At 26.4% G+C, this 5308-nt stretch carries 7 protein-coding genes; all 7 read left to right on the forward strand.

Annotated features, from left to right (window positions below; translation table 11 throughout):
- Positions 1 to 308 precede the first annotated feature (308 nt).
- A complete protein-coding gene (locus BM384_RS15360; protein ID WP_242946059.1) occupies positions 309 to 2021 on the forward strand; it encodes a glycosyltransferase in 1713 nt (570 codons plus the stop codon).
- 57 nt (positions 2022 to 2078) lie between these two features.
- Positions 2079 to 2567, forward strand: coding sequence for a hypothetical protein (locus BM384_RS18365; RefSeq protein WP_242946060.1), 489 nt, complete (start codon positions 2079 to 2081; stop codon positions 2565 to 2567).
- A 50-nt stretch (positions 2568 to 2617) separates the two neighbouring features.
- A complete protein-coding gene (locus tag BM384_RS15365; protein ID WP_242946062.1) occupies positions 2618 to 3736 on the forward strand; it encodes an MBOAT family O-acyltransferase in 1119 nt (372 codons plus the stop codon).
- The gene (locus BM384_RS18370) at positions 3711 to 4034 is read left to right on the forward strand and encodes an MBOAT family O-acyltransferase (RefSeq protein ID WP_242946064.1); all 324 of its coding nucleotides are present in this window, start codon (positions 3711 to 3713) and stop codon (positions 4032 to 4034) included. The genes BM384_RS15365 and BM384_RS18370 overlap by 26 nt, the downstream gene beginning before the upstream one ends.
- Positions 4035 to 4046: 12 nt before the next feature.
- A complete protein-coding gene (locus tag BM384_RS15370; RefSeq protein ID WP_090014899.1) occupies positions 4047 to 4280 on the forward strand; it encodes a hypothetical protein in 234 nt (77 codons plus the stop codon).
- 87 nt (positions 4281 to 4367) lie between these two features.
- On the forward strand, positions 4368 to 4628 hold the full coding sequence (locus tag BM384_RS15375; RefSeq protein WP_090014901.1) for a DUF1294 domain-containing protein: 261 nt from the start codon (positions 4368 to 4370) through the stop codon (positions 4626 to 4628).
- 226 nt (positions 4629 to 4854) lie between these two features.
- Positions 4855 to 5103, forward strand: a complete 249-nt coding sequence (locus BM384_RS15380) for a hypothetical protein (RefSeq protein WP_090014903.1) — start codon at positions 4855 to 4857, stop codon at positions 5101 to 5103.
- The last annotated feature ends 205 nt before the right edge of the window (positions 5104 to 5308 follow it).

The raw sequence follows: 5308 nt of genomic DNA on the forward strand, positions 1-5308 counted from the left end.
AACTACTGGAGCATTTTTAGCTTTAACTCTTTTTCTGTGATAAAAGAATTGGCTAGGATTAATATTACGCTCCTTGCAGAATTGTTTTATAGATATTTTCTTATCAAGAGAAAAATATTCTTCTATATATTTTTCCCAAGTATCATTATCTAATTTTATATACATAAGTACCCTCCGAATAAAATTTATATTTTTATAAATTTTACCAAGAGGACACTTCTAATATCTAGATACCAAATCCTTTACGCTTACATATAATAGATAGAAATATATGTATAAAATTATTGTAATTACAACAAAGGAGTACTATGAACGCAAAAAAACTAAAGAATAAGTTGTTAATTATAATGACGGTACTATCTACTATTATCTATCTTTTGTGGAGGATATTTTTTACCCTTCCATTTGGAGAGGGCAAATTTGCATTTACATGGGGAGTAATGCTATTAGCAGTTGAAGTACTTGGTATGATTGAAGCCATAATACATTTTAGGAGCAAGTCATCTATAGAATATCCAGAAAGGCCAAATATATCTGATGATATGTTTGTGGATGTAGATGTGTTTATTGCAACATATAATGAGCCTTATGAGCTTCTATATAAAACTGTTAATGGTTGCGTAAATATGGATTATCCAGACAAGAGTAAAGTTCATATTTATATATGTGATGATTCTGATAGACCAGAAATGAAAGAATTAGCAAAGAAGTTTAATGTAAATTACATAACAAGAACAGAAAGAAAAGGTGCTAAAGCAGGAAACTTTAATAATGCATTAAAGCATACAAAATCTCCGCTTATTGTAACATTCGATGCAGATATGATTCCAATGCACGATTTTCTAACAGCTACAGTACTATATTTTTATTTAAATGAAAAAGTAGGTTTTATTCAAACACCTCAAAGTTTTTATAATCCAGACCTTTTTCAATTTAATTTATTTTCAGAAGGAAGAATTCCTAATGAACAAGATTACTTTTATAGAGATATTCAAGTGTCAAGAAATAAAACTAACTCAGTAATTTATGGGGGAAGTAATACAATAATATCAAGAAAAGCCTTAGAAGAGGCTGGTGGATTTTATACTGAATCTATTACTGAGGATTTTGCAACAGGAATGAATATCCAAAGTCTTGGATATAGATGTTATGCTATTAATGAAGTCCATGCTTCAGGTTTATCTCCTTCAGATTTAAAAACATTAATAAAGCAAAGAGATAGATGGGCAAGAGGATGTATTCAGGCAGGAAGAAAGCTTAATATTCTTTTTAAAAAAGGCCTTACATTAAGTCAAAGGTTTAGCTATATAGCAGCTATAACTTATTGGTATTCATGTATAAAAAGATTTATTTACATAATGTCTCCAATACTGTTTTCAGTTTTTGATCTTACTATTGTTAAGTGTAACCTTTTGCAGACTCTTATCTTTTGGCTTCCAATGTACATATTAAATAGGATGGCTTTAAAGAAATTATCAAATAATATTAGAAGTATAAAGTGGACAAATGTCTATGAAACAATATTATTTCCAAGTTTAATACCTTCAGTTATATTGGAAACTTTATGTATTTCAAAGAAGGTGTTCTCTGTAACTAAGAAAGATGGTGCAGATGATGATAGATCTTATAGAATAAGAGCTTCAATGCCACATATTATCTTAGCTGTATTATCTTTTATAGGTATAGGAAGATGTATATCTTTTATATTTGAAACTGGAACAATTGGAGTTTCAGTAGTTTTATTCTGGCTTACATTTAATTTATATACTATATTAATGTCTATTTTTTTTATGCTTGGACGTCAAGCTTTTAGAAGCTCTGAAAGATTTTATGTTGAAGATGATTGTATAGTTTCAGATGGTAAAATGCAAATTAAGTGCAGGACAAATGATGTTTCTGAAAATGGAGTATCTATAATTTTAGATGAACCAGAATATATTGATTATAAAAAGAATATGAAGATAAGCATAAAAACTGAAAGATATAGTACTGAATTTAAAGCAGCTATTGTACAAGTTTAATCTATAGGAGATAAGTGGAAATATGCTTTTCACATTAAGGAAATTGATGAAGAAAATATGAAAAGTTATCTTCAAATAATCTATGATAGAGAACTTACATTACCAAAGGTTATAGAAAATAATAATAGTGTATTTGAAGATATAAGAATAAATCTCGTAAAGAGAAATTCTAAAGTAATTTATTTAAATAGAAAGCTACCTAGAATTGAGTTACATAAAAAAGTTAAAACAATGTCAGGTGAAGAAGTTATTATAAAGAATTTTAATTATGAATATATACTTGTTAGTGGAAGTATTAAAGATTCACTTGTTATAGATTTAGGGGATGGTATAGTTTTTAATTGTTCTTTAAAGAAAGTTATAAATAGTCAAGGATTATATTTTATCAATAATTATAAGGAATTTCTTCAGAATAAAAAAATGATGGACAAGTTAAAGATATTTATGGGAGAGTACAAAGACTATTCAATAGCTGAAAAAGAAAAAGAAGATTTAGAAAAGAAGATGCCTCCTAAAGATGAATTTGATGAAAATGCCTATTTATAATATTCAATAAAACATTACAAAAGATAAGAAAAGCTGGAGGATTAACAGAGATGCTTTTTTCAAGTTTAATTTTTATATTTTATTTTTTACCCATGGTTTTAGGACTTTATTATGTTTCATCTTTTTCACGTAAGCTACAAAATATTATACTTTTTGTTTCAAGTTTGATTTTTTATGCCTTTGGAAATTTAGAATATATAATAGTTTTAGTTGTTTCCATATGTATAAATTATATCTTTGGAATATTGATAGACAAGTTTAAAGAAAATAATAAGATTATTTTAATATGTGCTTTAATTATTAATCTAGGAATATTATTTTCCTTTAAATATGTAAATTTCTCTTTCAATATTATAAATGAACTTACAGGAATTAATATAGAACATTTAAATATAATACTTCCAATTGGAATTTCATTTTTCACTCTTAAAGCAGTGGGATATATTGTGGATGTTTATAAAGGAGAAGTAGAAGCAAAGAAAAGCATTATAAACTTAGGGTTATATATATCATTTTTTCCTCAGGTTATAGCAGGACCTATTATGAATTACAATGATATGGAAAATCAGATTTTAAATAGAAAAGAAAATTTTAGATTATTTTCAAATGGAGTATGTAGATTTATTGTTGGCCTTTCAAAGAAAGTTATTATAGCTGACTCTTTGGCAGTAATTGCAGATAATGCTTTCTCTATTAATAGTTATAATGGAGGACTACCAGTAACTTTAGCATGGCTTGGAACTATAGCTTTTTCTATACAAATATATTATGATTTTTCAGGTTATTCTGATATGGCTATAGGCCTTGGACAAATGTTTGGATTTAAGTTTATTGAAAACTTTAATTATCCATATACGAGTAAATCTATAAGTGAGTTTTCGAGAAAATGGAATATTTCACTTACAGAGTGGTTTAAAAGATACGTTTATTTTCCTCTTGGAGGTTCAAGAATTAAAAATGAAGATAAGATAATAAGAAATATTTTTGTAGTATGGATTCTTTCGGGAATATGGCATGGTGCAAATTGGACATTTATTATATGGTCATTATTATATTTCTTATGTGTAGTTGTAGAAAGAGTAATAGACTTTGAGGAAATTAATATTAAACCTATATTTAAGATTATATATAACATTATTCTTTGTGAATCTTGGATGGGTTATTTTTAGATCAAGTAATTTAATAGAAGCAGGTAATTATATATCAAGCATGTTTTTCTTTAATGCTTATGGCTTCTTCAGTAAATATGCAGCATTATTATTAAGCAAAAACTTTATAGTACTTATTATAGCAATAATATTTTCTATGCCAATTGCTAAAAAAGTTAATTTTAAATTAATAGAAGGAAGAAAATATGCAAATGTAGTTAATATTATTTATCCAGTGGTTATTATAGTATTATTTGCGATTTCTGTGATTTTTATAGTGACTGGACATACTGGTGATTTTATTCATTTTAATTTTTAAGGAGAGGATATTATGGCTAATGAAGAAAGAAGAGAAATTAAACTTTTTTTCTTAAAAAAGAAAGTTGTAGCATCAATATTTATTGCAATATTAAGTATCTGTTTCATATTAAATGTATGGAATTTGTATAAGCTTAAAGGTGAGATTAGTATTAATACTAATATTATAGAAGCTACTATTAATGACAATTTCCTTTTTAGTGATTCTTTAAAAAGTTTTTATAAATACATTGAAAAAATAATATAGATAAAAAATATAGTAAAGATGCTATTTGTTAAAAATGACATCTTTACTTTTTTATTGTATGATTTATAAAGAAAGAGGGTGAACAATATGAAGTTATTCATCTACTATATAGTTTTAATTAATATAATAACTTTTGCTTCTATGGGAATAGATAAATATAAAGCTAAAAAGAAAAAGTGGCGTATACCTGAAAAAAATCTTATGACACTTGCAGTTTTAGGAGGATCTATAGGTATGCTTTTTGGAATATATTTTTTCAGACATAAAACTAAGCATAAGTTATTTACTTTGGGTACACCTGTAATTTTATTATTACAAGTAATTATTATATATCTATATTTTTATTAAAAAAATTACTTGAGTATATTTAGAAGCAGTACGATATATATAATGGGTATTTATAAGAGGAGACTACATAAGGTATTCAACGAAAGATAAAAAGGGTTTTTATAGGGTGATTTTAAATATTTAATGCCTCTTATAAAAAAGTAATTTGATAAAATGAGGGTGTGTATGAGAAGTAACGTTAGGAAAAAAGTTTGTTATTATAGGATTAACCTGCCTTGGATTAAGTTTGACTGGCTGTACAGAAAAGGAAGAAGCTAGTATAGCTATGACAAAAACCTATATTGAAAGTCAAAAAGACTTAAATTCTGCTGAAAGAAAAGTTAATGAAGCTTTACTAAATTATCCTGAAAGTATAGAATTAAATACTTTAAAAGAGGAAAATGAACTTTATAACAATGCTAAACATAAATATTATGAAGAAAATTTAGAAGAAGCTAAAGAAAATATTGAAAGAATTCAATATTTCAGCTTGTAGACAAAAGGGTTAAATGCATTCGCATTTAGCCCTTTTGTTACTTAATATAAAAAGGTCTATAAAACTTTTTGTGAGATTGGACAATAAATTGTCCGAACCGGTAGGTAATAACCCTTTTCGGTCCAGCCATATTGCCAATTTCTTTAAATTCATACACGCAAATAAGAGGTTAAGCTCCATCCTAACCTTTTTTATACCTCGATAT

Source organism: Clostridium sp. DSM 8431, assembly GCF_900116755.1.
GTDB lineage: Bacteria > Bacillota > Clostridia > Clostridiales > Clostridiaceae > Clostridium.

Bases quoted from the DNA above. Each gene is read 5' to 3' on its own strand.
- BM384_RS15360 (WP_242946059.1), top strand. From the start codon at position 309: ATGAACGCAAAAAAACTAAAGAATAAGTTGTTAATTATAATGACGGTA.
- BM384_RS18365 (WP_242946060.1), top strand. From the start codon at position 2,079: ATGAAAAGTTATCTTCAAATAATCTATGATAGAGAACTTACATTACCA.
- BM384_RS15365 (WP_242946062.1), top strand. From the start codon at position 2,618: ATGCTTTTTTCAAGTTTAATTTTTATATTTTATTTTTTACCCATGGTT.
- BM384_RS15370 (WP_090014899.1), top strand. From the start codon at position 4,047: ATGGCTAATGAAGAAAGAAGAGAAATTAAACTTTTTTTCTTAAAAAAG.
- BM384_RS15375 (WP_090014901.1), top strand. From the start codon at position 4,368: ATGAAGTTATTCATCTACTATATAGTTTTAATTAATATAATAACTTTT.